26 protein-coding genes are annotated in these 25,533 nt (G+C 70.2%); 17 read left to right on the top strand and 9 right to left on the bottom strand.

The features are described from left to right. The first annotated feature begins 14 nt into the window (after positions 1 to 14). From VI078_13405 to VI078_13370, 8 genes are read left to right on the top strand one after another with little or no spacing between them, the layout of a single operon-like run. Positions 15 to 2,405, top strand: a complete 2,391-nt coding sequence (locus tag VI078_13405; GenBank protein HEY6000280.1) for an invasin domain 3-containing protein — start codon at positions 15 to 17, stop codon at positions 2,403 to 2,405. Between the two features lie 27 nt (positions 2,406 to 2,432). Beyond that, positions 2,433 to 3,317 carry a DMT family transporter gene (locus tag VI078_13400; GenBank protein HEY6000279.1) on the top strand — a complete coding sequence of 295 codons (885 nt, stop codon included), beginning with the start codon at positions 2,433 to 2,435 and terminating at the stop codon, positions 3,315 to 3,317. 16 nt (positions 3,318 to 3,333) lie between these two features. Next, entirely contained in the window at positions 3,334 to 4,503 is a 1,170-nt protein-coding gene (locus VI078_13395; GenBank protein ID HEY6000278.1) for a hypothetical protein, read from the top strand. Further along, positions 4,496 to 5,701: a pyridoxal-phosphate dependent enzyme gene (locus tag VI078_13390; protein HEY6000277.1), complete on the top strand. Its 1,206-nt coding sequence runs from the start codon at positions 4,496 to 4,498 to the stop codon at positions 5,699 to 5,701. Before VI078_13395 ends, VI078_13390 begins: the two co-directional genes overlap by 8 nt. Positions 5,702 to 5,705: 4 nt before the next feature. Beyond that, positions 5,706 to 6,962, top strand: coding sequence for a phosphomethylpyrimidine synthase ThiC (locus VI078_13385; GenBank protein ID HEY6000276.1), 1,257 nt, complete (start codon positions 5,706 to 5,708; stop codon positions 6,960 to 6,962). Between the two features lie 38 nt (positions 6,963 to 7,000). Beyond that, positions 7,001 to 8,068: a class I SAM-dependent methyltransferase gene (locus VI078_13380; GenBank protein HEY6000275.1), complete on the top strand. Its 1,068-nt coding sequence runs from the start codon at positions 7,001 to 7,003 to the stop codon at positions 8,066 to 8,068. Beyond that, complete coding sequence (locus tag VI078_13375; protein ID HEY6000274.1) at positions 8,055 to 9,479, top strand: coproporphyrinogen-III oxidase family protein; 1,425 nt, start codon at positions 8,055 to 8,057, stop codon at positions 9,477 to 9,479. The genes VI078_13380 and VI078_13375 overlap by 14 nt, the downstream gene beginning before the upstream one ends. 1 nt (position 9,480) lies before the next feature. Further along, positions 9,481 to 10,605: a methyltransferase domain-containing protein gene (locus VI078_13370; GenBank protein ID HEY6000273.1), complete on the top strand. Its 1,125-nt coding sequence runs from the start codon at positions 9,481 to 9,483 to the stop codon at positions 10,603 to 10,605. Here VI078_13370 and VI078_13365 read toward each other — a convergent pair. Both VI078_13365 and VI078_13360 read right to left on the bottom strand, forming a co-directional pair. Next, a complete protein-coding gene (locus VI078_13365; protein HEY6000272.1) occupies positions 10,583 to 11,290 on the bottom strand; it encodes a DUF1566 domain-containing protein in 708 nt (235 codons plus the stop codon). The two genes, VI078_13370 and VI078_13365, sit on opposite strands and share 23 nt — an antisense overlap. Before the next feature lie 5 nt (positions 11,291 to 11,295). Beyond that, positions 11,296 to 12,423 carry a DUF1566 domain-containing protein gene (locus VI078_13360; GenBank protein HEY6000271.1) on the bottom strand — a complete coding sequence of 376 codons (1,128 nt, stop codon included), beginning with the start codon at positions 12,421 to 12,423 and terminating at the stop codon, positions 11,296 to 11,298. A gap of 94 nt (positions 12,424 to 12,517) precedes the next feature. On the opposite strand from VI078_13360, the gene VI078_13355 reads away from it, so the two are divergent. Further along, positions 12,518 to 13,126: a methylated-DNA--[protein]-cysteine S-methyltransferase gene (locus tag VI078_13355; GenBank protein ID HEY6000270.1), complete on the top strand. Its 609-nt coding sequence runs from the start codon at positions 12,518 to 12,520 to the stop codon at positions 13,124 to 13,126. On the opposite strand, the gene VI078_13350 is transcribed toward VI078_13355, so the two are convergent. Together VI078_13350 and VI078_13345 are read right to left on the bottom strand one after the other, a co-directional pair. Next, positions 13,050 to 14,300 (bottom strand): 4Fe-4S dicluster domain-containing protein, encoded by a 1,251-nt coding sequence (locus VI078_13350; protein HEY6000269.1) that lies wholly within the window; start codon positions 14,298 to 14,300, stop codon positions 13,050 to 13,052. The genes VI078_13355 and VI078_13350 overlap by 77 nt on opposite strands. Before the next feature lie 124 nt (positions 14,301 to 14,424). Then, the gene (locus tag VI078_13345; GenBank protein HEY6000268.1) at positions 14,425 to 14,712 is read right to left on the bottom strand and encodes a PxxKW family cysteine-rich protein; all 288 of its coding nucleotides are present in this window, start codon (positions 14,710 to 14,712) and stop codon (positions 14,425 to 14,427) included. 203 nt (positions 14,713 to 14,915) lie between these two features. Between VI078_13345 and VI078_13340 the strand changes: the two genes are divergently transcribed. Then, the gene (locus tag VI078_13340; protein ID HEY6000267.1) at positions 14,916 to 16,538 is read left to right on the top strand and encodes an ATP-binding protein; all 1,623 of its coding nucleotides are present in this window, start codon (positions 14,916 to 14,918) and stop codon (positions 16,536 to 16,538) included. 111 nt (positions 16,539 to 16,649) lie between these two features. Here the strand turns inward: VI078_13340 and VI078_13335 are convergent, their stop codons facing one another. Then, complete coding sequence (locus tag VI078_13335; protein ID HEY6000266.1) at positions 16,650 to 17,330, bottom strand: Crp/Fnr family transcriptional regulator; 681 nt, start codon at positions 17,328 to 17,330, stop codon at positions 16,650 to 16,652. 311 nt (positions 17,331 to 17,641) lie between these two features. Here VI078_13335 and VI078_13330 point away from each other — a divergent pair, with 311 nt between their 5' ends. The 5 genes from VI078_13330 (at position 17,642) to VI078_13310 (ending at position 20,866) form a co-directional block, all read left to right on the top strand. After that, positions 17,642 to 18,949 carry a phosphoglycerate kinase gene (locus tag VI078_13330; protein ID HEY6000265.1) on the top strand — a complete coding sequence of 436 codons (1,308 nt, stop codon included), beginning with the start codon at positions 17,642 to 17,644 and terminating at the stop codon, positions 18,947 to 18,949. A 13-nt stretch (positions 18,950 to 18,962) separates the two neighbouring features. Further along, the gene (nikR, locus tag VI078_13325) at positions 18,963 to 19,376 is read left to right on the top strand and encodes a nickel-responsive transcriptional regulator NikR (GenBank protein HEY6000264.1); all 414 of its coding nucleotides are present in this window, start codon (positions 18,963 to 18,965) and stop codon (positions 19,374 to 19,376) included. Between the two features lie 334 nt (positions 19,377 to 19,710). Next, entirely contained in the window at positions 19,711 to 20,145 is a 435-nt protein-coding gene (locus tag VI078_13320; GenBank protein ID HEY6000263.1) for a hypothetical protein, read from the top strand. An 11-nt stretch (positions 20,146 to 20,156) separates the two neighbouring features. Further along, positions 20,157 to 20,600, top strand: a complete 444-nt coding sequence (locus tag VI078_13315; protein ID HEY6000262.1) for a hypothetical protein — start codon at positions 20,157 to 20,159, stop codon at positions 20,598 to 20,600. 8 nt (positions 20,601 to 20,608) lie between these two features. Then, the gene (locus VI078_13310) at positions 20,609 to 20,866 is read left to right on the top strand and encodes a hypothetical protein (protein ID HEY6000261.1); all 258 of its coding nucleotides are present in this window, start codon (positions 20,609 to 20,611) and stop codon (positions 20,864 to 20,866) included. Positions 20,867 to 20,875: 9 nt separating this feature from the next. Here VI078_13310 and VI078_13305 read toward each other — a convergent pair whose 3' ends face one another. Then, positions 20,876 to 22,078, bottom strand: a complete 1,203-nt coding sequence (locus VI078_13305; protein HEY6000260.1) for an FprA family A-type flavoprotein — start codon at positions 22,076 to 22,078, stop codon at positions 20,876 to 20,878. Positions 22,079 to 22,286: 208 nt separating this feature from the next. Between VI078_13305 and speY the strand changes: the two genes are divergently transcribed. Then, on the top strand, positions 22,287 to 23,459 hold the full coding sequence (speY, locus tag VI078_13300; protein ID HEY6000259.1) for a deoxyhypusine synthase: 1,173 nt from the start codon (positions 22,287 to 22,289) through the stop codon (positions 23,457 to 23,459). 56 nt (positions 23,460 to 23,515) lie between these two features. Next, positions 23,516 to 24,061 (top strand): arginine decarboxylase, pyruvoyl-dependent, encoded by a 546-nt coding sequence (locus VI078_13295; protein ID HEY6000258.1) that lies wholly within the window; start codon positions 23,516 to 23,518, stop codon positions 24,059 to 24,061. Position 24,062: 1 nt separating this feature from the next. Here VI078_13295 and VI078_13290 read toward each other — a convergent pair whose 3' ends face one another. From VI078_13290 to VI078_13280, 3 genes are all read right to left on the bottom strand, one after another. Continuing rightward, positions 24,063 to 24,359: a hypothetical protein gene (locus VI078_13290; protein HEY6000257.1), complete on the bottom strand. Its 297-nt coding sequence runs from the start codon at positions 24,357 to 24,359 to the stop codon at positions 24,063 to 24,065. Positions 24,360 to 24,388: 29 nt separating this feature from the next. Continuing rightward, the gene (locus tag VI078_13285; protein ID HEY6000256.1) at positions 24,389 to 25,291 is read right to left on the bottom strand and encodes a lytic murein transglycosylase; all 903 of its coding nucleotides are present in this window, start codon (positions 25,289 to 25,291) and stop codon (positions 24,389 to 24,391) included. Next, the coding region (locus tag VI078_13280; protein ID HEY6000255.1) for a hypothetical protein at positions 25,288 to 25,533 on the bottom strand (246 nt) is incomplete at its 5' end. The genes VI078_13280 and VI078_13285, both read right to left, overlap by 4 nt.

The raw sequence follows: 25,533 nt of genomic DNA, 5'->3' as shown, positions 1-25,533 counted from the left end.
GGGGAGCATCAGCCATGGGAAAGAAATGGTGTTCTCTCGGGGTCCTCGGCATCTGGCTGCTCGCGGGCGCGAGCGCCGTCCCGGCCCGTGAGGTCGCGGGGCGGACGTTCGGGGGGAAGGGCTGGAACCAGTCGGAGGTCGCGGACTCCCTCGCGCTGCCCGTCTCCTTCGCGGGGGCGAGCCGGGGAGCCATCTCCTTCGACCTGCAGCGCACGGGCGACACCCCGGCGGCGGCGGGGGAGACCGTCTTCTCCCTGCTGGACCGTTCCGGCGTCCAGGTGCTGCGCCTGCAGGTGAGCTGGGCGCCGGCTGCGGGCCGCAACCCCACGCTCACGTTTCGCGGCCCGGGAAAAGGCGATGAGTATCGACATCACGGGATCGGCCTCTGGGGACCGGTCGTCGAGCTGGACCGGCCGGTGGCCCGCGGCGAATCGATCCACGTGGACCTGACCTGGGACGATGGGGCCAGGAAGTACGCCGTCTCGGTCGACGGCAAGGAGCAGACCAGGAAGGCCGGGGACGACGAGCCCGGGAGGTCCCTGAGCCCGGCGGAGCGAGAGCGGGTCAACAGCGACCGCGAGCGGCTGGGCCAGCCCAAGGCCTTCGATTCCAGGCCCCTCGGCGCCTTCCTCTCCGGCGTGGTCTCGGTCCAGCTCGGGAGCTACGGCCCCCCGGTCCCCGACCCCGACGGCGCCCGCGCTCTCCCCCCAGGGAAGAGGCGTCCCTATCTCCGCAGCGCCCTCGTCGAGAGCTTCACCGCCTCCGTGGACGACGTCCCGGCGTCCCAGCCCCCCGCCATCTCGTCGGTGGGCCACGACGCGGCCAAGGTCTCCGGCTTCTCCGGCAAGCTCGTGGCCGGCGACACGCTTCACGTGACCCTGGAAGGGAACCCCGGCGCGACGGCAACCTTCGACCTCGTGCACTACCCCGACCTCGGCGGCAGGATCACCCTCGACTGGCGCGGCTGGGGGGTCTATCTCGAGGAAAAGGCCTTCTACGAGCCGGGCGAGGTCAATCTGCGCGACGTCGAGAGCTACCGCGTCTACGCGAGCACGGTGCCCTTCGACCCGGCCGCCCCGGGGGTGGAGCCCGTCGAGCAGCTGGAAGCCGGCGTGCAGTCCTACACCTTCGAGTATTTGCAGGTCGACACGCCCTACTACCTGGCTGCGGTGGCGCTCATGCGCGACGGGACGACCCGGACGGTTCTCGCGCCGATCACACGGCAGCCGCTGACGGAGACGGAGCCCGGGGTCTATGGCGGCTCCTATCGAGCCGGGTGGCAGGACCGCTACCCCCGGGCCGTGGTCGTCGGCCGTCTCGAGCGTCTGGGCGCCGAAACCACGCTCACCGACACGACGGTGCTCGCGATCGACCCTGGCCTCACCGTCGCGGTGGCCGCCGAGCCGAACGAGCTGAAGGCGGATGAGGTCTCCAGGTCCAAGGTTGCCGTGACGGTGACGGATGCCAATGGCAAGGCCGTTCCCGGCCACAAGGTGAAATTCCTGCTGGCCACGACCTCGACGTACACCGGCGTGGTCGGCGGCGGGGACTTCGCCGACCAGGTCGGCGGCAGGATCACGCAGGACCGCTGGCTCGAGACCGACCTGTTCGGCCGGGTGGAACTGACCTATGTCGCCGGCTTCGCTGCGAAGACGGCGATCATCGTGGCGCGCGACATGGTGAGCAACAGCACCGGCTCGGCCTGGGTGAAGACCTACATCACGGCGGCCGCCCAGCTCGAGCTCGAGCCGGCGCAGGAAACCGCTGCGATGGCGGCGGGGTACGAGATCGCGGTGACCTCCAGCGACGAATGGCTGACGGCGGATGGCAGGAGCCAGGCGCGGATCACGGCGCGGGTGACCCTCGGCGGCGCGCCGGTAGAGGGCCACACGGTCGACTTCGGCGTTGCCTCCGGAGCCGGCTCGATCCGGACGGTGAAGGACATCACCGACAGGAAAGGCGAGGCGCGCGCGGTCTACACCGCCGGGAAGAAGATCGGCATCGTGCTGATCACGGCGACCGACAGGACCGCGGAGATCAGCGGCACGGTGTCGATCGAGCTGCGCAGCGATGCCCCGGCGAAGATCGCCATCACGCTCAATCCGGAAAAGCTGCCGGCCGATGGCCGGAGCCGCGCCGAGCTGTCGGTGCTGGTGACCGACATCAACGACAACCCGAACGACAACACCGAGGTCGAGTACGCGATCGCCAGCGGCGGCGGAGAGTTGCGGGACGACAAGGGGTTGACCGGCAAGAACGGCGAGAGCGCGACGCACTACACGGCGGGGCGCACCGCCGGGACGGTCACGTTCGAGATCACGGTGCGGTCGACTGTCCCGACCGAAGCCGAGCTGGCAAAGGCCCGGAACCTGGCCGTGGCCGTCACCGACTACAACTTCTTTTAGCCAGAGGCGCGGCAGTTCGGGGAGGTTGTGGACAGCCAGCTCTTCTTCGGTCTCGTGGCGTTGGCATCCTCCGCCTCCTGGGCCCTCGGCACCGTGTTGTGGCGCAAGATCGGGGAGGAGATCTCCCCGTTCAGCATGAACCTGGGCAAGGGCGTCATCGGCAGCCTCTTTCTCGCCGCGGCCTTTCTCGTGATCCGCCTGGAGCCGATGAGCCTGCACGACTTTCTCTACCTCGGGATCAGCGGTCTGCTCGGGATCACCCTCGGGGATACGTTTTTCTTCCTCTCCCTGATGCACCTGGGCCCGAGTCTCTCCTCGCTCATGGGAACCCTCGTCCCTGTCTGCGTGGCCGCTTCCGCCGTCATCTTCCTGGGCGAGCGACCATCCATCGCCGCGTGGGCCGGCATCTGCCTCACCGTGGGCGGCGTCGCCTGGGTCGTGCAGGCGCGCCAGGCGCGCGTGGGGCTGGCAGGCGGCACGTCGCGGGGGGTCGTGCTCCGGCTCCTCTCCGTCCTCTTCATGACCGCCGGGATCATCTGCGCCAAGATCGGCGTCCGCGCCGTCCCCTCGGTGCAGGCCACCCTGATCCGGATGCTCTGGGGCGTCGGCGGACTGCTCTGCTGGGGATTCCTCAGTCGCCAGCTGCGGGGCTGGGTGGCTCCCTTCGGAGACCCGAGGCTCCTGCGAAAGGTCTCCCTCATCGTCTTCATCGTGGTCTTTGGCGGCTTCTGGCTCTCCCTGCTGTCGCTGAAGCATCTCGACGCTTCTCTCGCCGGCGCGCTCGGCTCCACGGCGCCCTTGTTCATCCTGCCCATCGCAGCTATCCTGCTCGGGGAACGAATTTCCCTGAAGGCCGGCCTGGCGACGGCCGTGGCGGTCGGCGGCGTCGCCCTCCTGCTCGTCAGCAGGTAAGTCAACAGGAGACCGAGTGATCGTGAAGCCCGTGCTCATCAGAGATTCCACCCTGCGCGAGGGGCTGGAGCTGCCCGGCGTCGAGCTGTCCCTCGCGCAGAAGCTGAAGATCGTTCTGATGCTCGAGGAGATGCGGGTCCCGGAGATCGAGATCGGCATGCCCTACGGCATCCGGGGCTGCCTGCCCCTGGCGGCGGCGATCAAGTCCCGCGGCCTGCGAATCCGGACATCGGCGCTCGTCCTCGCCCACCGCGCGAGGTGCAGGGAGGATATCGACGTCGCCGCGGCATCGAGCCTCGATCGGGTCGAGCTGCTGGTTCCCACGTCCGACACCCTCCTGAATCTCAAGGACTACTACAAGATCAGCAAGGGCGGCCTGCCCGGGCTGCTCCGGGACGGATTGGCCCACGCGAAGAGACGCCGGGTGCGGGTGGGGCTGGGCTTTGTCGACGCCACGAGGACGGATCTCGCATTTCTCGTCCGGCTGATGCGCGAGGGCCAGGGAGCCGGCGCGGATCGGGTCATCCTCTACGACACGACCGGCGTCGCCACACCGGAGCTGATGACGGCCATGGTCTCCGGCGCGAAGAAGAAATGCTCCCTGCCGATCGTCGTGCATTGTCACAACGATTTCGGCCTCGCGACGGCGAACACGCTCGCCGGCCTCGCCGCCGGCGCCGCCGGCGCGGACGTCGTGACGAACGGCCTGGGGGACCGCGGGGGCAACGCCGCTCTGGAAGAGGTGGTGCTCGCGCTGGAGGTGCTCCACGGCGTGCGGACCGGGCTCCGGCTGGAGAAGGTGAGCGCCCTCTCGGGGCTCGTCGAGAAACTCTCCGGGATCGACAAGTGCCGCGTGAAGGCCGTCGTCGGGGAATTCACGTTTCTCCACTCGCCGGTCCAGCACATCCGCAACGCGGCGTCCGGCAACCGCCGCGGTTTCGAGCCCTTCGAGCCGGAGGCGATCGGCGCGGCCAGGAAGTTCGCCTTCACGCTCCCGGTGGATTACACCGACGCGCTCGAGCCGTTCTGCCGGAAGCTCGGGCTCGCCCCGGGGAGGCGCGAGAGCGCCGCGATCCTCCGCGCCCTGCGTGCCGCAAGCCGGGAGCGCGGCGTCTCCGAAGCCGAGATCCTCGCGCTCATTCGGAAGACCGTGCGCTCCCGGCCGAAGAGTCCGAGCCGTGGATAGGCACGTCGACCCGGCGTTCGCCCCGGGAGAGAGCCTGATCCTTCGCTACCATCGGGCAATCGGGTTCGATGAATTGAGCGAGGACGATTATCGTCGGGTCAGCCTCCGGGAAGGGGCCCGGATCCTGGAGTTCCTCGAATACAAGGGCGTCCGGGTCTATCTCGACGACGAATCGACGCTGATGGCGTCCGGCACCTTCAAGTCGCTGGAAGCCTGTTTCGTCATGGCCCTGTGCCGCAAGAGGGGTTACCGGGCGGCGGCCTTCTCCTCGGGGGCCAATCTCGGCGCGGCCCTTTCGCTGTACGGCCGCAGCGCGGGCGTCGAGACCTTCTTCTTCCACCCGGACGCCACTTCCTGGAAGCTCGACGACGCCTCCTTCGCGTTCCCCGGCGCGCACGTCATCTCGGTCGACAGGCCGGAGAGGGACGTCAAGAGGGCCGCCCTGCTCTTCGCGGAGATGAGCGGGATCCCGCACGTTCCGGCGCTGGAGTGGCGCTTCGCCGCCACGGGCCTGCGGGCGCTGTTCGTCTTCGAGACCATGGTGGAGCGGCGGCTGCGCTTCGACTGGGTGAGCCAGACGATCTGCGCGGGGTTCGGCCCCATCGGCTTCTACGACCGGGTCGGAGCGCTGGTGCGCGAAGGCGCCATGGGCGTCGAGGGCGTGCCGAAGTTCCTCGGGATTCAGCAGGAAGCGCGCTCGCCGATGGCGCGGGCCTGGCGGAAGGGGCACCGGCGGATCGAGGCCGAGGACGCCGAGTGCGTCTCGGACGACCTGCTGGATCAGGCGCTGTACAACACCAACCCCGAGGGGAGCTATCCCCTGCTTTGCCGGCACCTGGAGCGCTACGGCGGCGAATTGCGCGCCCTGCGGCGGGAGGAGTACGAAAGGCGCCTGCCGCTGCTGCTGCGAGAGCTCGCGAACAACGACATCCCCGTGAAGACGAGGGAGGTGAACGGCCGGGAGGAGATCATGGAGAAGGCGGGGATCATGGCCCTTGCCGGCACGCTCCAGGCGATCGACGAGGGTACGATCCGGGAAGGGGAAACGGTCCTGTCCTTCTTCACCGGGGGCGCCGGGGGGTTCTCCGGGCGCGAGGCGGTCCCCGAGTGTCTGATCGGGCGGGAGGAGGACCTGGCGGCCGCGGTCGAGCGTTACTGGAAAGGGGTCGAGGGCCGCTCGTTCACCACATCGCCCTAGGGATATGCCTGTTTCGCCGAAGGAAGTAGCCGAGGTGGCCCACCGGGAGCAGGTGCCCGTCGAGGCGCTCGCCGCCGCCCACGCCGCCGGCGAGGCGGTGATCATCACGTCCGGGCGGGCGGGGGTGCGGCCGGTCGGCATCGGGAAGGGCCTCAGGGCGAAATTCGCCTGCATCGTCGGCACGTCCACGGCGGAGCCGGACATGGAGACGGTCGTCAGGAAGGCGAAGATCGCCGTCGAGCAGGGGGCGGCCGTCGTCCACGACGGCAGCGCCGGCGGCGACGTGCGGGAGATGCACCGGCGCCTCCGGGACGCCGTGGCCGCCCCCCTTGCGTTGTGCCATCCCATCGGTGTCATGGCCGACGCCTGCCTCCGCCAGAGGCCCTTCGTCGATCTCGCCGAAGGCGAATTCATCGAGGCGGCCAGGAGGGACATCGAGCAGGGCATCGAGGTGCTGCTGCTGCCGCTGGGCATTTCCCGGTCGATCGTGGCGGGGCTGAACGACAGCGGGCGCGTGATGCCCTGCTGCAGCAAGTCCGGCTCGATCATGAGCGCCTGGATCGCGCACAACGACCGGGAGAACCCCTACTGCCGCCATTTCGACGAGATCCTCGCGCTGGCAAAGGAGCACGGCACGACCCTGTCCGTCGTCGGCTCCTTCCGCTCGGGCTGCATTCACGACGCGCTCGACGGCCCGCAGTACGAGGAGCTGAAGACGATGGCCGAGTATGTCGGCCGCGCCAGGGCGGCCGGCGTGCAGATCATGGCCGGCTCCGGGGGGCACCTGCCTGCCGACAGGATCGGCCCCTTCATCCGCTATCAGAAGGAGCTGCTGCGCGTCCCCATCACCTGCTTCGGCCCCCAGGTCACCGACATCTCGCTGGGGTTCGATCACGCCAGCGCCGCCATGGGGCAGATCATCGCCCTCCTCGCCGGGGCCGACGAAATCTTCGCCGTGACGCCGGCGGAGCACCTCGGCATGCCGGACGAGGAGCAGACCAGGGAGGGCTGCATCGTCGCGGCGCTGGCCTGCCACGGCGCCGATCTGGCGCGGGGAAAGGACCGGGAGATGGATCACGCTCTTTCCGTCGCGCGTGAGGCCGGCTCCTGGAAGGACCAGCTGCCGTTCGCCCGGGACGAGCGGGTGAGGACCGTGCTCAGGCAGGCCGGCGAGAAAGGAGCGGGGTGCAGCGTCTGCGGCGATGTCTGCGCCTACCGCGTCATGAGCCGCGTCGCCGGCAAGAGGACGGACGAGCGATGAAGAACCACGGAACGGCCGCCTTCCGGCTCCTGTGCCTGGTGCCGGCGCTGCTCGTCGCGGCCGGGAACCCCGCGGCGGCTGCGCATTCGGGCACCCAGAGCGGCGTCCTCGTCCCCGGGAGGATCGAGCGCGACAGCCGGCGCTTCGAGATGCTGAACACGGCGGCGCTCTGGGACGTGCTGGCGATCAGGCCGGGGATGACCATCCTGGATCTCGGCACCGGCACCGGCCAGTTCGCATACGCCTTCGCCGATCGGCTCCACGGGCAGGGAAGAGTGTACGCCACCGATGTCAACGAGGGCTGCGTGCGGTACGTGCAGGAGCAGGCAGCGGCACGGGGGCTTCCGAACATCGTCCCCGCGTTGGTGAAACGCGACGGCCTCGACCCCTTCTATCGATCGGACACCTACGAGCTGATCGCCATGTTCCACGTCCTCATGGACTACGGGAAGGAAGCCGAGTTCCTGAGATACCTCCTGGGGTCGTTGGCGCCGGGCGGGCGGCTCGTCCTCATCCTCCAGAAGAGCGTCCCCGACTTCTCCGCGGCCGATTTCACCGACGACCACGAAGCGCTTGCCAGGGAGATCCTGCGGGAACGCCTCGACTCCCCGTTCTCCCGGGTCTTTCGGGAATCCACCCCGGAGGTGATGAGGGCGTCGGCGGGATCGGGCGCTGCTGCGGGTCTGGCCGCTGCGGTTGCCGGGGATTTCAACGCCACGCTGGCGGACGCCAACTTCGGCATGGCCTTCCTCGACGGCGAGGCCCTCAGGAAGGATCTGGCATTCAGCCCCGGAGAGCGGGAGTTCGTTCAATGGCTCGCCCTCTCCAACAACCGGCAGAGCGTGGTGCGGGGGACACCGAACGCAACCTGGGTTTCCGGTGAAAAGGCCAGGATGATCAACAAGCTCCTGATCGTCCAGCGATTCCGGAAGTTCCTGAGAAGCGACGCCTTGTTCACGTCGGGGCTGTCGCAGGCGGGCAGGGAGGCGTTTGCACGCGCGGGGTATGCCCTGCAGCGGGAGTACGCCGATCTCGTCCCCCTGGAGGATGTCCTTGTCTTCACCCGGGCGGCCCCCAGGCCGGACAAGAGCGATGCAGCACGCTGAGATGTTGGCACTGGCGAGCGCGAGGATTCGATCCTTTGCCACGGAGGAGCTGCGCAAGGCCGGGTTCCTGCCGCTGGACGGCGGCTACTTCCCCGCCATCTATTACCCGCCGATCACCAAGTATCCCGAGGCGACCCAGGAGGACATCTTCCGCGGCTTCTCGTTCGCTGCGGGAGGCCGGAATTCGCTGTACTTCCATCTCCCCTTCTGCCCGAGAAGGTGCGCCTACTGCCACTGGGTGGTCTGCGTCGGCAATTCGAGCGAGGAGGTCGACCGCTACCTCGACGCCCTGCGGCGGGAGGTGCGAATCTACCAGGGCCTCCTCGGGGGGGCGGTCATCTCCCCGACGTCCATCCTCGTCGGGGGCGGCACGCCCTCGATGCTCTCCCCGGCCCAGACGGAGAGGTTCCTGCGGGGGATCGCCGAGGACTTCGACCTCGGGAACTGCCGTCAGATCACCTGCGAGACGGAGCCGACGACCATCCTCGGCCCGGAGGGAAGGGCCAAGCTGCGGGCGATGAAGGCTGGCGGCGTGAACCGGATCAGCCTCGGCGTCCAGTCCTTCGACGACGGCATCCTGAAGGGCACGGGGAGGCTGCACACCGCCCGGGATGCACGGGACGCGCTCCAGGCGATCCGCGACGCCGGCTTCGAAAGCGTCAGCATCGATCTGATCTACGGCTACCCGGGGTCGACCCTGAAGAACTGGGTGGAGACGCTGATGACCGCCGCCGCCCTCGGCGTCGACGCCTATCAGCTGTACCGCCTGCGCATCGTCCCCCACGGAGCACGGCCGGGCTCGATCACGAAGATGTACGACACCTCCCCCGAGATCTTCCCCCCGCTGGAGGAGATCTACCTCATGAAGGAGCTGGGACTGCTGATCTCGGAGCGGAACGGCTATCGGGAGACCTCGAGGCGGGTGTTCGCCCGCGGGCCGGAGCACAACTCGGAGTACCTGCAGGACCACACGGACCGCCTTGCCAACGTCCTGGGATTCGGCATCTCGGCCTGGAACAACCTCCAGGACCGCTTCTTCATCAACACCGGCAGGGGCCTCGACGATTATCACGCCGCCGTCGACCGGGGGAGGCTGCCCGTGGCCCGCGGCAAGATCAAGACCGCGGACGACGTGCGCCGGTGGGCGGTCTGCGTCTCGTTGAAGCACGCCGGCGTCGACCGCAGGCGCTACGAAGCCGTGACGGGCACGCCGCTGGAGAGAGAGTTCGGCGACAGGATCGAGAGGCTGGCGCGGTACGGCCTGCTCGAGGAGCGGGAGGGGCTGGTGACGCTCACCGAGAAGGGGCGGTTCTTCGCGGACGAGGTCGTCATCCAGTTCTATCACCCCGACTACATCCCCTTCCCGCGGTCGGCCTATGCCGACGGGGAATTGAGTCCCTACCGGAGGTGACATGAAGGGCGTGAGGCTGGTCTGCGCTGCGCTCGCGGTGACCGGCGCGGCCATGCTCGGCCGGGCCCTTGCGGCCGAAGTCCCGGTGCCGCCCGCCCAGCAGCAGGGGCTCCTGCAGGCGGGTCCGCCCTCTTCGCATCCTCCCCTCGAGGTGGCGGTCCGGCGGCAGAATTCCCGGCAGGAGAAGATCAATCTCGAGGCGTTCGTCGACACCCTGGGCATCGCGACGGGGATGTCGATCCTCGACATTGGCGCCGGCCCGGGCTACGCCTCCTTCCTGTTTGCCGAGAGGCTCCAGGGAAGCGGCGCGGTCTACGCGACCGACATCCGCGCGGACTTCGTCGAGCACATTACGGCGGAGGCGAAGCGGCGCGGCCTCGGCAACCTCTCCGCGGCCGTGGTTTCCGCCAACGGCCTGGACGAGTTCTACGCCAGGCACCGGTATGACCTGGTGTTCCTCTCGAACGTCTATCACGCCCTCGACGCCCGTGTCGACTACTTCACGAAGCTGCGCGCCTTCCTCAAGCCGGGCGGCCGGCTGGTCGTCATCCTCTACAACCAGACGCCGCTGTTTTCCGAAGACGATCTCGCCCGCCCCGAAGAGTTGGCGGGACGTCTCGCCCAGGAGCCGCCCGAGAGCCCCTTCGTCTCGCGACTGTCGGACGCCACGCGGCAGCTTCTCAGGAGTCCCGGGAAGGACGCGGCGCTCAAGGACGCCCTGGTCCGGGACTTCAATCGGATGCTCCTGGACCCGCAGTTCTACCGGCACTTCTACCGGGACTCGTATTTCACCCGGGGCATGTTCTCGCCGGCGGAGCGCGATCTCGCCAACTGGCTGCTCATGACGCTCGAAGAGGACGGCGCGCTCGACGACACCTTCGATCGGGGCGACCAGAGGAAGCTGCGCGCGGTGATCAAGCTGAACCGTCTCTTCTTCAGCGCGCGGTTCGGCGACTGCCTTGCGGAAGGCGGGAGGGGCGCCTACTTCCCGGCTGGCGACGCCAACCGCCACACCAGCAAGTACGTGATGCTCAGGGAACTCGCCGTCGCCGGCTACCGGCTCGTCGAGGAGAAGCCTCTCCCGCCGTTCTTCGACGCCGTGATCATGGCGCCGGAGGCACGGTAGGGGAGGGATTCCTCCGCTCGCGGGCCGGCTGCCCGCCGCGGACCGGCCAGACCCCGAGGGCGCTTTCCTCCTTGTCCGAGACATTGCTGGAGCCGAACCGGCTGGGCAGCTTGTCGGTGACGTGGATGCTGCCGCGGCTCATCCCGACGTTGAACGCGCCGGCGGTGTAGACCGGGTTCGACGTGGACGACCAGTACCACAGGGGTTGAACATTGCGGAACGGATGACCGCCGGGCAGGTCCGGGTCGTGTCGCGAGTGGTCGACGAGGCTCTTCAGCTCGTTGATGTTGGGGAGGCGCCAGTCGCCGGCCACGGAGTTGTCGGCGAGGCCGCATCTGCCGTGCGCCAGGCTGTTGCACCACGTGAGCGCCGAGGGCCAGTTCAGCAGCCCGCCGGCCCGCGGAATCCCCCCGACGGTGTCGGTGCAGTTGGCGTCCCTGAGCCAGATCAGCCCGGTCAGGTTGTCGGTGACGGTGCCGTCCCCGTTGTCCGTGAAGCGGGGGGAAGGCCAGGGCACCCCGGTCTGCGTGTCGCCGTCCTGGCCGGTGTTGGCGCAGTCGATGATGACGCCGGTCGCGTCGTAGCAGGTGCTCTGCCCGGTCCGCGGAAGCTGGATCGTCCCGGCGCCGGCGGGCAGGGGCAAGGCCAGCAGCACGAAGAAGATGGCGGCGAACCGTGCCGGCATGGTCGTCACTCCCCGCCGCGGACCGGCCAGACGTTGATGCCGTGTCCCCTGGCGTAGGTCGTCACGGCGCCGTCGTGAAGATTCACGCTCCACCAGTTGCCGGGGTTGTAGACGAAGGCGCTCGAGGACCAGTAGCTGGCGGACTGCACCCTCGAGAATCCCGACGTGTTCAGCCACGCGGAGCTGTCGGCCTGGCCGCGGTCCACCAGGGTCGCGAGTTCGTTGCGGTTCGGCAGGCGCCAGTCCTTCCAGCCCAGATAGCTGTTGGCGTTGAGACACGTCACGAATTGTAGCGCAGCTCGCAGGGTCATGCGCGTGCCGGGCCTGCAGACTTCGGGGCCGGGCGCCTGGCCTTCCCTGCTCCACACCAGCCCCGTCAACCTGTCGGACACGGTCCCGTCGGCATTCGCGACAAAGCGCGGGCTCGGCCAGGGGACGCCGGCCTGCGATTCGCCGTCCTGACCGGTTCCGGCGCAGGCGCTCACGGTTCCGGATTGATCATGGCAGGTGTTCTGGCCGGTCTGCGGCAAGGAAACGGCACCCGGCTCCCTCCGGCGCACCGGCCAGACGAAGTAGAGGTCCGCCTTGTCATGGCCGGCCACGATGCCGCCGTAGATGTCGACGCTCCAGGCGTATCGCGGGTAGCTGGCGTAGGTGGTGGACGTCCAGTAGTAGTCCACCTGGAGATTGCGAAATCCCTGGGCCTGCAGCCACTCGGCCAGATTGGCCTGCGCGTTGAAGAGGCTCCCGAGTTCGTTGACGTTGGGCAGGCGCCAATCGCCGTGACCCAGGTGGTTTCCGGCGTCGAGAGTCCTGACGTACGCAAGCGCCTCCTGCCAGGTCCTCGGCCCGCCGGCTGCGTTGGCGTCCCTGGTCCAGACCAGTCCCGTCAGCCGGTCGACGATCATCTGATCGCCTTCCGCCGCGAAGCGCGGCTCGGGCCAGCGCGCACCGCTCCTGATCTCCCCGTCCTGGCCCGTCCCGGCGCAGACGGCGTCGCTCGCGCCCGTCTCGCCGTAGCACCTGGTCTGGCCGGTCTGCAGGACCGGAGCGGGCGGCGAGGCCGCGCGGGCGGAGCAGCAAAGACCGACGCCGGTGAGCAGAGCGGGCAGCGCGCGCCGAGCGAGTCTCATGGATTGACGACGATGGGCCCGAAACGGAGAGTGACGATCATGACGAGATTATCGGGGAGTGCAACTTCAGCGGCAAGAGACAGTATGTCGATGCATGGCACGCTCCAGCCGGCTTGTCGCCCGGAACGCGTCCTCCCGCCCCGGGGGCGGCTCGGCGTGTGCGGCAACCATCGACAGCCCCGTCGGCCCGCTCGTTCTCGCGTTCGAGGGGGGTGCCCTCGTCGCGCTGCACTTTGCGCGCCGGGGCGCCGGGGGCGCGGGCGCGTCCGCCGCCGCGCCGGGAGGGGCGGCGCTCGCGCGGGCCCGGCGCGAGCTGGCCGCGTACTTCGCGGGAACACGGACCGCCTTTGATCTCCCGCTCGCTCCGGCGGGGACGCCCTTCCAGCGCCGGGTCTGGGAGGCGCTCCGGCGGATCCCCTACGGCGCGACGGCGACCTACGGCGAGATCGCGCACGCCGCGGGCTCGCCACGGGCGGTGCGCGCGGTCGGCTCCGCCTGCGCCCGCAACCCGCTCGCGATCGTCGTGCCCTGCCACCGGGTGGTCGGCGCGGACGGCACGCTCACCGGCTACGCCGGCGGCCTCGCGCGCAAGCGGGCGCTGCTGGCCCTCGAGGCCGGCGCGGCGCTCAGGACGCGCGGGCGCTCTCACGGGCCACGTGCACGATCCGCGCGACGATCGCGGGGCGCAGCAGCAGGCCCCTGAGCCCCGGCAGCCGCAGCAGCCCGTTGACCGTCCGGCGCGCGAGCGCGTGGGCGGCGCTGCGCTGGTCGTCGAAGAGGAAGTTGCCGAGCTTGCCCGCGTCGATGCCGGCCATGACCATCTTCTCGACCAGGTCCTCGGGCACGAAGGGCCGCTCGGCGCGCGGCCGCATCCGGCTGGCGCCGCCCGGGCAGAAGCGGGCGCACACGCCGCAGCCGAGGCAGACCCCCGCGTCCACGACGGCGCGCCCGTCCGTGAGCCTGACGGCCCCTGCCGGGCAGCGGGCGGCGCAGGTGCCGCAGCCGGTGCACGCGCCCGCCTCCACCGCGGCCACGAACGCCGACGGGCTCACCAGGCCCGTGCCGCCGAAGCGCCGGTGCCCGCGCAGGACCTCGCAGCAGCAGCCGCAGCAGTTGCAGATGACCGCCAGGGCCCCCTTCTTGTTGTCGCCGACCTGCACGAGCCCGCGTTCCATGCAGTCGCGGGCGATGCGGTGCGCCTCGTCGCGCGAGATCTCGCGCGCGATGCCGTAGTCGGCGAGATAGGCGGCCACGTCGTTGAAGGTCAGGCAGACCTCGTCGGGCGCGCCGCAGCCCTCCCCCAGGTGGCGCCGCTTGGTCCTGCAGAAGCAGAGGCCGACGGTGACGCGCGAGGCGGCGTCGATGCCGGCGCTCACGCGGTCCCAGCTGAGGACCTCCGAGGCGACCTCCTCGCCGAGCATCGCCTCCTGGGCGAAGACCCGGGCGAGCGCCGGGTGCGCCGAGCCCTGCAGGCGGATGAAGTCCTCCTCGACGTCGCAGTACTGGTGGTAGAGGCGCGAGAGCAGGCCGGCGTCGAACTTCCCGTCGGTCCGCATCAGCGAGAACTCGACGAAGCCGAGCACCGGCGCCGCCAGCAGGTAGCGCCGCGCGCCGGGCGGGCCGGAGGCGTAGACGACGCCCTTGCCGGCGGCCGACTCGAGCACCGCCCGGGCCGCCCCGGGGTCCGTGTCCCAGATCGCCGCGGCGCGCTCCGCGGAGACGTCCCGCAGCGGCAGCAGGGCCAGGAGGCGCGCCTCCTCCTCCGTCACGAGGACCCGGAGAATCGCGCACAGGGTCTCGGACGGGAACGCGCCCGGCACATACTGCCCGAGCCGTTGCGCGAGCCTGGCGTGGCCGTGGCGGCCGAGATGACCCACGGGCATTCCCTCCCCCGGACCGAAGGCGGTGGCGGCCCCCCGGCGGAGGGCCTCAAGGGGGAATATAGGACAAAAAAGGGCACCCGGGTCGCCCCGGGTGCCCGATGCCAGCGCGGGCGCGCCGCTACTTCTTGGCGGCCTGGCTGCGCTTGGAGGCCTTCAGCGGGTTGAGCTTCTTGTCATCCTTCTTGACCTCGAGCTTGACGTGCGTCGCGAAGTTGCAGCGGCCGAGCGTCCACTTCGAGGCCGGGTTGGCGAACACCGTGCAGTAGGTCCCCGACGGGAACTCCTTGACGTTGCTGCAGCCCTCGCACTTCTCGACCACCGTCAGGCAGCGGCCGCCGCTGAACGTGCAGCCCGTCTTCGCCATGAAGGTGCACCGGGTCCCTTCCTTGATCGTCGCGCATTCCATCTCTGCTTCTCCTTCTTCCCTAGTGTCCCGAACCGTGAATAATATGGCGCCACCGGCGCGGCTGTCAAGGTGTGCGCACACGGGCGCGTTAACCCGGTGAAAATGTCATCCCATGACTGCCCGTTCCTTGACACCGCCTGGAGCGGACGGTAGATATCGGGGCGGGTTTCGCATCCGGACCGACTCCGGGAAACGGGGGTGCCGTGCGGGCGGGAAAGAAGTCCGCTTCAAAGGCGGGGCGCGGCCGGGCGGTCGCGAAGGCGCGCCCCGAGGATGCCGAGCTTGCGCGCGTCCGCGCGGAGCGCGACGAGCTGCGCGAGCGGATGGGGCTGCTCCTGCGTCTCGCCGACGACTCGGCCAGCGTCATCTTCCTCTACGACCTGGCGGCGGGGCGTCTGGTCTACGTCAACCGCCGGTTCCACGAGCTGCTCGGGTACTCGCCGGAGGAAGCGTGCGCGCCGGGCTTCGACTTCTTCGCGACGATCGCCCCCGACTCGGCGGAGAAGGTGCGCGCCAGCCGCGAGATGCACCTGCGGGGCGAGGAGCACCTCCCGTTCGAGTTCACGGTGCTCGCCCGCGACGGCCGGCCGATCGACGTGCTCCAGAGCTCCTGGCTCACGACGTGGGCCGACCACCCGGCGTTCATCGGCGTCATCACGGACGCCACACCGGTGCGGCGCCTCGCCGAGGAAGCGCGCAGCGCGTCGGAGCGCGCGGCGGGGGAGCACGAGCGGGCCGAGTCGGTGATAGCGGCGCTCGGTGACAGCATCATCATCCAGGACCGCGACTTCCGCATCACGTACCAGAACGAGGTCAACCGCAGCCGCTTCGGCGACCACATCGGCGAGCTCTGTCACCGCGCCTACGAGGGGCTCGACCACGTTTGCCCCGGCTGTCCGGTCGAGCGGACGTTCGCGGACGGCCAGGTGCACCGGCACGTCACCAGCGTCGTGCATGGGGGGAAGACGCTGCACATGGAGCTGGTGTCCTCGCCGCTGCGGGACGCTTCCGGGAAGGTGGTCGCGGGCCTGAAGCTGGTGCGCGACATCACCGAGCAGGCCGAGGCGGCGCTGGCGCTGCGCCGCGCCAAGGAGGAGCTCGAGCGCCAGAACATGGAGCTGCGCGCTCTCGACCGGATCAAGGACGGCCTCGTCCGCGATGTCTCCCACGAGCTCAAGACCCCGGTGGCCAAGCAGGCGATGCAGCTGGAGATCCTCCGTCTGCAGCTCGGCGGCGCGTGCACCGGCGCGGTGGCCAAGACCGTCGAGGTCATGGCGGAGACCGTCCGCCGCCAGCAGCGGGTCATCCGCAACCTGCTCGACCTGGCGCGCCTGGAGTCGGGGCATCGCGTGTACCGCCTCGAGCCGGTGCGGGTGGACGAGGTGCTCGCGGGCGTGCTCGAGGACTACCGGCCGGCCCTCGATGCAGCGGCGTTCGCCGTCGATGTCGCGGCCGGGCCTCTCACGGTCACGGCCGACGCCGAGATGCTCTGGCACGTGGTCTCGAACCTGGTGAACAACGCCGTGAAGTTCGCCGCCCCCGCTGGCCGGCGCCTCGAGCTGTCGGCGCGTGCCACGGGGGGGCGCGCCGTGGTGCTCGTCGCGGACAACGGCATCGGCATGGCCCCGGAGGAGCTGGAGCGCGCCTTCGAGCGCTTCTACCAGGCGTCGGCGTCAATCGAGGGCAGCGGCGTGGGCCTGAGCATCTGCCGCTCGATCATGGAGGGCATGGGCGGGACGATCGAGCTCGCCTCGCCGGGCCGCGGCCGCGGCCTCACCGCGACCCTCACCTTGCCCCTGGCGCATCCGGTCTTGTTCGGGGGGTGACAGCGGCGAAGCCGGGCCATCCCGCCGTGAGCCCCCCGGGGAAGCGCCCGCGAGAAGCCGCTGGGGCGGAGAGGACTTCGCCGGTGATGAGGGGCCGGAGTCGGCGCGCGCCTACGTTCCGCGGGGTTCGGCGGCGAAGAAGGCGGGCAGCAGCACGATCCGCCGCCGGTCGAACTTGATCAGCTCGTCGCCCTCCATCGCGGCGAGCGTGCGCGTCACGGTCTCCCGCGAGGAGCCGACCATCTCCGCCAGCTCCTGGTGCGTCGGCGAGCGCTCGATGACGCCGCGTCCTTCCTTGAGCGGCACGCGCCGCCCGAGGTGGCCGAGCAGGTGCGTCAGCCGGTCGCGTACCGAACCGAGCGCCAGGTTCTCGATCGCCTGGTCGGCGGCGCGCAGCCGCTTGGAGAGCTCGCGCAGCAGCTTGGCGACGATCCGCGGCTGCGCCAGGACGTAGCGCTGGAAGTGCTCCCGGTCCAGGACGAGCAGGCGTGTCGCCTGGATCGTCGTGGCGGACGCCGAGCGCGGCTGGCCGTCGATGAGCGACATCTCGCCGAAGAAGTTCCCCTCGCCGAGCACCGCCACCGTCACCTCGCGCCCGTCGCGGCCCGTGCGCGCGATCTTCACCGACCCGGCGAGGATCAGGTACAGCCCGCCGCCGCTGTCGTACTGGTGGAAGACGGTCGTCCCCCGCGGGACGGACCGCTCCCGCATGACATCGAGGATCGTGTCGGCCTCCCGGTCCGTGAGGTCGGCGAAGAGGTCGATCCGGCGCAGCAGTCGCCGCTTCTCCATGGGGGGATTCTACTCCCCGCGGCGCCCGGGGGAAAGCCCCGCCGTCAGCCCCGCGACAACGCGCACCCAAATCCGTGCGTACGCGCGGATCAGAAGAGCAGACTTGTCATCGCGCTTTGCTTCGCGTGGCTCCCGTGTCAACGTGCGACGAACCCAGCTTGATCCAAAGCAGATCAACAAGTGTTGCCTGCTGGATCCGCGCGCAGGCGCGGATCGTGCCCGCGCCGCGGTTGACCGGCCGCCGCGCGCTGGCATACCATCCGACGCGGACCGCGCGACCGCCCGGCCGCGCCACGCGAGGAGGCAGGCAGATGACGACGCTCGACCCCGGGCTCCCCCTGGTCCAGAACGCCGATCTCGACGGCAAGGTGGTGCTCGTGCGCTTCGACCACAACGTCGTCAAGAAGGGGGTCGTCAAGGACCCCTACCGCATCGACCGCACGATCGGCACGCTCTACAGCATCGTCGAGCGCGGCGGCCGCCCGATCCTCATGACGCACATCGGCCGGCCGCGCGACAAGAAGAGCGGCGCCATCCGCTGCGACGCCGCCGACGCCGTCGAGTCCATCGTCGCCTACCTCGAGCAGAAGCTGCACGCGCGCTTCGCCGTCCCGCAGCTGGCGCCCGACGGCGAGCGGGGCATCCTCGGCATCGACACCTCGATCAACCTCGCGGTGCGCGAGCTGCGCGCGCGGCGCTACGGCGGCATCTACCTGCCGAACGTGCGCTGGTTCGCCGGCGAGGAGGTCGACGGCCCGGCGCGCGTCTCCTTCGCGCGACAGCTCGCCGGCCTCGCCGACGTCTTCGTCAACGACGCCTTCGGCTCCTGGCAGCCGCACTGCTCCACGGTGGACGTCACGCGGCACCTGCCGTCGTTCGCCGGCTACCTGATGCAGGAGGAGATCGCGAACCTCGGGCGGGTGCTCGAGCCCGAGCGGCCGTTCGTCGCCGTCGTGGCCGGCGCCAAGTACGACACCAAGATCGGGCCGCTGCACGAGATCTACAGGAAGGTCGACCACCTCATCCTCGGCGGCGTGATGTACAACGCCTACCTCGGCGCGAAATACGGTGTGACGATCGAGGGGGTGGCGCCGTCGGACGTCGAGGCCGCGCGCCAGCTCGTCGAGATGGACCGGACGGGACGCAAGGTCGTGGAGCTGCCGTTCGTCGTGGAGTCGGATTTCGCCGACCGGCGCGACGCCGCCGGCTGCCGCAGCCGCGCGCTCGCCGACTTCAAGGCGGGCGAGCGCCTGCGCTACGTCCTGGACATCGACCCGCGCTCGTTCCGCGACCCGCAGGTGGCGGCGGTCCTCGGGCAGGCGAAGACGATCTTCGTCAACGCGGTCATGGGCTTCACGCCGCACTTCACCGAGGGCTCGGCGGCGCTGGACGAGACGATCGACCAGAACCGCGCGGCGATGAAGCTCTACGGCGGCGGCGACACGCTGCAGGAGTTCAAGAACCTCTGCCCCGGGCTCTACCTCTCGGTCATGGACAACGCCCGCTACTACTTCTTCACCGGCGGCGGCACGGTGCTCACGGCGATCGAGAAGGGCAGCGCCTACGGCCTGGCCCCGGTGCGGGCGCTCATCGACAACGGCGGGCGGAGCCCGGCGTAGGGACGGCGGCGCGATGGGAGGGCTCGTCCGCTTCGGCATCTCGATACCGGGGCCGCTGCTCGAGAGCTTTGATGGGCTCATCGAGGGCGCGGGGTACGCCAACCGCTCGGAGGCGATCCGCGACCTTATCCGCAACCGGCTCGTCGACGCGGCCTGGGAGGGCGGCGCCGGCGAGATGATCGGCACGCTGACGCTCGTGTACGACCACCACGTGCACGAGCTGGGCGATGCGCTGACCGGCATCCAGCACCAGCACCACGCGGCGATCCTCTCGACGCTGCACATCCATCTCGACGCGCACCTGTGCCTGGAGGTGCTCGTGCTGCGCGGCCCGGTGCCGGTGATCAAGCGCATCGCGGATTCCCTGACCGGCATCCGCGGCGTCAAGCACGGCAAGCTCACCGTCACCAGCGCCGGCCACCTCTAGCAGGCCGCTGAACAGCGCCCATCTGCGGCGTCGGACTCCTCCCGCCTCCCTGCGGCGACCACGAGGTCGCCTCAGTCGCCGGATCGTCGTCCGCCTTGCATCTGGACCCTTTTGAGCGGCCTGCGAGACTCGAGGCGATCAGATACGCTCTCAGCGGGGTGCGGCTGTGCCCGGCGGGGACATCCCGCGCACGGCCCTGGCCGCGAGAGGGGCTGGACGCCGCTGCCCGGCGCGGTCTGCACGCCCGTAATCCACGCCATTTCGGGCCTCCGAGGCGTTGGCACGCTTGATGCTCTCCCTCCCGGCGCACAACATCCCACGGGAGGGGAGAGCCATGACGACAGGCACCAACGCGTACCGGATCGAGAACCTCGACGTGTACCGCAAGTCCATCGCGCTCGGCACGCGCCTCTACCAGGAGGCCGGCAACGGGACGGCGCATTCCGCGGTCGGCGAGCGCGTCCGCGAGAACACCCTGGCGCTCGTCCTCAACCTGGCGTCGGGCCTCGGCTTCTGGGAGAAGCAGTGGAAGACGACCCACTTCGCGGCTTCCAAGCGCGCGCTCATGGAGCTGACCCCGCTGCTGGAGCTCATGGTCGCGCTCGGGGAGATGAAGGCGGAGACCGAGGCGCAGTACGCGAACGAGCTGCAGGATCTGTCGCGGATGGTCGGCGGCCTGCTGCGGCAGGCGCAGCGGCGCGACGGCGGCGAGGATCCCGGCCCGCCGCGCGAGGGCGACGCCTGCGAGCGGGCGACCCGCTACCACTAGGGAGCTTGGCGGTGGAAGCGCTCGGGACGGCGGAGTTCGAGAAGGGCAGGGCGTACACCCGGGGGCAGATCCACGCCGCCGTCGGCGGGAACCGGCGCGCGGCGCTCCCGACGCGGGGGGGCAGGGTCGTCTGTCTCTGCCTGACGCGCGCCAGGAACCCCCGCGCGCCGGAGGAGGTCGTGATCGGGCCCGGCGCGGGCCAGGCCCGGGTGGCGCGGGAGTTCGCGGCCTCGGGTGCCGCCGTGCCGGTCTTCGTGCGCGCCCCGCGCGGCGGCTGGGAATACGCGGGCGAGCGCCGGGTGCGCGCCCTGATCGAGGACCCCGGGGCCATCCTGGCGCTCGTCGCCGAGGGTGCCCCCGCCGACGCCTCGCTGGCGCTGCTGCTCGAGGAATCCCCGGGCGCGCCTGCCGCGCCGGGACCGGCGGTCATCACCGCGGCGGGTGCCGCCGGCTGAGGCGCGCGATGGCGAGCATCACGGTCGAGGGGATTCCCGACGCCCTGCTCGCGCGGCTTCAGATGGCGGCCGCGGGCAGCGGGCGCAGCCTCAACAGCGAAGTTATCGTCCAGCTCGTCCGCTCCATCGGCTGCTCGCAGCGGGAGGGTGCGAGGGGTGAGCCGACGCGCATGGGCGCACGCTGCGTGACCGGCGACGGCTGCCGCTGCATCCTCCGGCGGACCGAGGCGCGGGACGTCGGGTGGGGCGGGCCGGCCCGCCCGTGAGGCGTCGCGTCAGCCGACGCGGGCGGCGAGCTTCTCGGCCGTCGCCCGGCCGAGGGCGGCGCACTCGCCGAGGCACTTCGCGTCCGGCACGAAGCGCTGTCGCAGCCCCTCGTGGACGAGCTCGACCTTCATCGCCTCGAGCAGTTCCCTGACCTGCGCGACCGCCTCGCCGCTCCAGCCGTAGGAGCCGAAGGCGGCGCCGATCAGGTTCTGCGGCTTGAGACCCTTGAGGTACGTCAGGAAGTCGGCAAGGGACGGGTACATGTTGTTGTTGAGGGTCGGCGAGCCGACGAGCAGCGCGCCCGCGTCGAGCACCTCGTGCAGGATGTCGCTGCGGTGGTTGCCCTTGAGGCTCATCAGCTTCACGCTCGCGCCGCCGGCATCCAGGCCGTCGGCGACCGCGTGAGCCATCTGCGAGGTGCTGTTCCACATCGTGTCGTAGACGACGAGCGCCTTGCGCTTCTTCTGCTGGCGCGTCCAGGCGTCGTACCAGCCGAGGACGGTGCCGAGGTCCCGCCGCCAGATCGGCCCGTGGTCCGGCGCGATCACCTTCGGCGCGATGCCGAGCGTGGGCAGTCGCGCGATGACCTTCGCGACCAGGGGCGCGAACGGCAGCAGGATGTTCGCGAAGTAGCGCCCGCCCTCGTACTCCATGATGGAGGCGTCGATCTGGTCGGCGAAGCGCTCGCTCGTGGCCAGGTGCATGCCGAAGCCGTCCTGCGAGAACAGTACGCCGTCGGCGGGGAGCCAGGAGACCATGCTGTCGGGCCAGTGCACCATGCGGGTCTCCGCGAACGCCAGCTTGAGGTTGCCGAGGTCGAGCTGCTCGCCGTCCTTGACCGGGGTGACCGGCACCGGCAGCTGGAAGTGCTCCGCGAGCGCCTTCGCGCCGAGCTGGGAGGCGAAGACCTTCTCCGGCCTGACCGCGCCGATGACCGTCGCGAGGCCGCCCGAGTGGTCCATCTCGGCGTGGTTGGAGACGATGTAGCTGATCTCGGCCGGGTCGACGACCGAGGCGATGCGGCTGAGCAGCTCGCCGCAGAACGGCGCCTTGACGGTGTCGATCAGCGTGATCTTCTCGCCCATGACGAGGTAGGCGTTGTAGGTGCTGCCGCGGCCGGTGACGTAGCCGTGGAAGTCGCGGATGTTCCAGTCCACGGCCCCCACCCACCAGACGTGCTCGCTCACTTGTGTCGCGCGGTACGGGTGCATCGCTTGCCTCTCCTTGTCGGTGCGGGTGCGCCGGGCGCCCCGCGTCGTCCTCGTCGTCGGCCGCTCCGCGCCCGCTCGAAGGGCGACGGGAAGCTCATTGAACCGCACAGGATCAGGGGTGTCAACGGCTCGCGGGGTTGAAGAAGCCGCGGCGGGATGCTACAAGTCCCTCGCCGATCAGACGCGAGCCGCAAGGGGGAGGGTGCCGATGAGCCGAGAGAAGGCGATGGAGCGAAAGTACCTGCGGGGACGCAGCATCGAGCCGATCCGCCTGCGCCGCGGCATGTCGGTCAAGGACCTCGTCGAGGTCTACGCCGGCATGGGCTTCAACGCGCGCCGCCTGGCCGAGAGCTGCCAGGTCTACGAGAACATGCTCCGCGCGAACGCGACGGTCTGCCTGACGCTCGCCGGCGCGATGACGCCCATCGGCATGTCGGGCGCGCTGATCACCCTCATGGAGAACGGCTGGGTCGACTGGGTGATCGCCACCGGCGCGAACCTCTACCACGACCTGCACCGGGCCTTCGACTTCCCGATGCGCCAGGGGCACTTCGCGGTGGACGACAACGAGCTGAAGGACGCCGGCATCGCCCGCATCTACGACGTCTTCATCCAGGAGGGCTCCACGATGATCGAGACCGACCGCGCGATCGTCGAGGCCTTCATCACCCGGGAGTTCACGCGCCCGGTCTCCACCGCGGACGTGCACGCGATCCTCGGGCAGGAGGTGAACCGGCGCGCCGCCCAGGCGGGGAAGTCCTTCGTCGGCCGCGCGGCGGCCCTCGGCGTGCCGGTCTACGTCGCCTCGCCCGGGGACTCTTCGATCGGGATGAACCTGGTCATCAACTACCTCGAGGGCAACCGCGTGCCCATCGACCCCTCGCTGGACGTGCTCGAGACCGCGGCGCTCGTGCGCGCCTCGAAGAAGAACGGCGCGCTCATGGTCGGCGGCGGCGCGCCGAAGAACTTCTTCATGCAGACGCAGCCGACGCTCTGGCAGATCCTCGAGGACGACCAGGGGGGGCACGACTTCTTCATCCAGTACACGGCGGACGCGCCGCACTGGGGCGGCCTCTCCGGGGCGACGGCCTCGGAGGCGCGCTCCTGGGGCAAGGTCAAGGACGCCACCATCAACAACGTCACGGCCTACTGCGACGCCTCGATCGCGCTGCCGCTGCTCACGGCCTGGCTGCTCGCGACCCAGAAGCCGCGCCGGCGCAAGAACCTGCTGGTGCGCAAGGAGGCGGCGCTGCAGGAGCTCGTCGCGAAGTACCGCGGCAACCGGGCGCTGCACGCGCGGATCGGGCGCCTCAAGCGGCGCGAGGAGCGCGCGTCCGGCGCGTCCCGGCGGGCGTGCCCCGGCGGCGGCCGCGGCGTTTGACACGGGGAGGGGCCGGCCATACCATCGGCCCCGCGCATAACGGGGGGGGGTGAGCCATGTACGTGCCGACGAAGGTCTTCTTCACGAAGGGCGTGGGGACCCACAAGGAGAAGCTCCAGTCCTTCGAGAAGGCGCTGCGCGACGCGCAGATCGAGAAGTACAACCTCGTGCGGGTCTCGAGCATCTTCCCGCCGCACTGCAAGGTGGTCTCGCGCACCAAGGGCAACACCATGCTGCGGCCCGGCGCGATCGTGCACTGCGTGCTCGCCGAGCAGGCGACGAACGAGCCGAACCGGCTCATCGCCTCCTCGATCGGCGTGGCGCGCCCCTCGAACAAGGCGCGGTACGGCTACCTCTCCGAGCACCACTGCTACGGGCTGACCGAGGAGATCTCCGGCGACTACGCCGAGGACCTGGCGGCCTCGATGCTCGCGACGACGCTCGGCATCGAGTTCAACGAGAACGTGCACTGGGACGAGCGCAAGGAGCTCTGGAAGATCAACAACCAGATCTACAAGACGGCGAACGTCACCCAGTCGGCGATCGGCGACAAGCGCGGTTTCTGGACCACCGTCGTCGCCGCCGCCGTGTTCGTTCCGTAGGCTACAGCGACGCGAGGTACTCGCGGCAGGCGTCCGGGACGTCGGTGAACTCCACGCCCATTCCCGGGTTCGTGAACGTCGCCAGGCTCGGCGGCGCCTTGAACGCGTGGCGCACGACGCCGCGGGCGACCCAGGCGTCCGCCGGGCCCCTGATCTCGATCGCGATCGGGCTCCCCACCGAGTAGACGGCGCCGTTCGTCAGGAGGAACAGCCCCTTCGTCGTGATCTTCTGCGCGACGGCCTGGTGCAGCGGCAGCGGGTGGCCGTAGCGCACGTAGATGCGCCTGAACTTGCGCACCTCGCGGCGCTGGTTGCGCCTCGCGGTGCTCAGGGCCCGGCTCTCGCGGGCGAGCGCAGCCGCGACGCCGCGTCGAGCACGGTCGCCGCGTAGAGCTCGCTGTTGTTGTAGCGCCGCACGACGGCGAGGCGCTGCTGCTCGGTCAGCCCCTCCTTCCAGCCGAAGCTCTTGAGGTAGTTGCCGACCGAGAAGACCGCGTCCGCCGCGGTGTAGAGGTCGGCGCGGCCGTCGCCGTTGCCGTCGATGGCGTAGCCCCAGTAGCTCGAGGGGATGAACTGCGACCAGCCGAAGGCGCCGGCCCACGAGCCTTCGAGCGCCGGCAGGTCGATCTTCTCGCGCTCGCCGATGCGCAGCAGGTACGTCAGCTGCTCGTAGGCCCACTTCGCCTTTGTCCGCGAGCGCTCGCGGATCTTCTCCGCGGTGGCGTCCGGCACGCGGCTGCGCACGGCGCCGCGCACCGCCTCGAAGTTCGCCGGCTCGGCCGCCCAGAGCAGCGTCACGAAGACGCCGAAGACCGGGTGCAGCTTGCGGTAGGCGCCGAAGTCGGACTCGATCATCAGGATCGAGGCGATGACCTCGCCGGGGACCCCGGTGCGCGCCGTGGCCGCGGCGAGGGTCGCGCCGTTCTCCGCGATGAACGCGCGGGCGCGCCCGAGGCGCTCCTCGGTGAGGAACTTGGAGTAGTCGGCCTTGGACTCGCGGTAGACGATCGCGTAGGCGAGCGTCGTCTGGTTGAGGGCCAGCCGCGGGTCGGCCAGCAGCGCCTCGACGCGCTTGCGCTCGAAGCCGTCCGCGACGAGGCGGTTGGCGAGGTGGGTGCCGAACGGCGTGTGCAGGAGCCCGCCGTCGGGGAGGCCCTCGCCGCGGGCTGCTGGCGCGGGCGGCAGCAGCACGGCGGCCGCGACCAGCGCGCGCAGGAGATGGCGGCTCACGCGTCGAGCCTCCCGCCGGGGAAGAGCACCGCGCCGTCGAGGTCGGTGCCCGCTGGGACGTCGGCGCCCTCGAGGACCACGGAGCGGCGGATGCGCGCGCCGGCACCGATGCGCGCCTCCGGCCCGATGACCGCCTCCGGGCCGATCTCGACGCCAGCCCCCGCGAGCACGCCCCTGCCCACAAGCACCGGCGGCGAGCAGACGGCGCCGGCGAGCGCCGGCGATCCCGAGCCCGGGCGCGG

Source organism: bacterium (assembly GCA_036524115.1).
GTDB lineage: Bacteria > JAUVQV01 > JAUVQV01 > JAUVQV01 > DATDCY01 > DATDCY01.
Note: the sequence above shows the minus strand (reverse complement) of the source record. Positions and strands in the feature narration are given on the sequence as shown.